The sequence below is a fragment of the Vibrio sp. Isolate22 genome, from assembly GCF_022398115.1.
GTDB lineage: Bacteria > Pseudomonadota > Gammaproteobacteria > Enterobacterales > Vibrionaceae > Vibrio.
The window spans coordinates 1-1,087 of record NZ_JAKEUW010000144.1 but is presented as its reverse complement, the minus strand read 5'-3'; the positions used below and the strand labels follow the sequence as shown (position 1 = coordinate 1,087).

The 1,087-nt window shown below is 44.6% G+C and carries 3 tRNA genes and 2 rRNA genes; all 5 read left to right on the top strand.

The window, feature by feature from the left end:
• A 16S ribosomal RNA gene (locus tag L1D55_RS27345) occupies window positions 1–114 on the top strand; the annotation flags it as partial.
• An 88-nt stretch (window positions 115–202) separates the two neighbouring features.
• A tRNA-Glu gene (locus L1D55_RS27340) sits at window positions 203–278 on the top strand.
• A 2-nt stretch (window positions 279–280) separates the two neighbouring features.
• A tRNA-Lys gene (locus L1D55_RS27335) sits at window positions 281–356 on the top strand.
• Window positions 357–389: 33 nt separating this feature from the next.
• Window positions 390–465 (top strand) — tRNA-Val (locus L1D55_RS27330).
• A 318-nt stretch (window positions 466–783) separates the two neighbouring features.
• Window positions 784–1,087, top strand: a 23S ribosomal RNA gene (locus L1D55_RS27325); the annotation flags it as partial.

Sequence of the window (1,087 nt, the reverse complement as noted above, 5' to 3'; positions counted from 1 at the left end):
AAAGAAGTGGGTAGTTTAACCTTCGGGAGGACGCTCACCACTTTGTGGTTCATGACTGGGGTGAAGTCGTAACAAGGTAGCCCTAGGGGAACCTGGGGCTGGATCACCTCCTTATACGAAGATGTTCACGATAAGTGTCCACACAGATTGATACGGTTTAGAAAGTAAAGAGACGAAGAACTCCCAAGTTCTTCAATCCAGTGTCCCGTTCGTCTAGAGGCCTAGGACACCGCCCTTTCACGGCGGTAACAGGGGTTCGACTCCCCTACGGGATACCATTGGGTCGTTAGCTCAGTTGGTAGAGCAGTTGACTTTTAATCAATTGGTCGCAGGTTCGAATCCTGCACGACCCACCATTCTTTCTCCACGAAGGAATTAAAACTTTTCGTGGGCGATTAGCTCAGTTGGGAGAGCACCTGCCTTACAAGCAGGGGGTCACTGGTTCGAGCCCGGTATCGCCCACCATTCTCTAAATATTCTTGGAAGTTAAAACTCCAAACCACTTCTTATGTCGTTGGTTGGTTTTTTCGACTGCGAGAGTCTTTAGAAAATGCATTCTTCGGAATACATGCTCTTTAACAATTTGGAAAGCTGACTGATTAACTCTACGAGTTAATCAAATTAAAAGTTCTCAATGTTTATCTTTAGATAAACACAACACAAACACATTCAAGTGTCTTGTATTCAAAATTGAGTCCGGCAAACACGTAATAAGAACTAACCCTTCTTGTTACAACCAAAACCTTGGTTGTTTACCATACATAAGACCTCTTCGGGTTGTATGGTTAAGTGACTAAGCGTACACGGTGGATGCCTTGGCAGTCAGAGGCGATGAAGGACGTATTAACTTGCGATAAGCCCAGATTAGACAGTAAAAGTCATTTGAGTCTGGGATTTCCGAATGGGGAAACCCACTTACATAAGTAAGTATCTTGTTGTGAATACATAGCAACAAGAGGCAAACCGGGGGAACTGAAACATCTAAGTACCCCGAGGAAGAGAAATCAACCGAGATTCCGAAAGTAGCGGCGAGCGAAATTGGATTAGCCCTTAAGCTTTTAATGAGACAGACGAAGGCTCTGGAAAG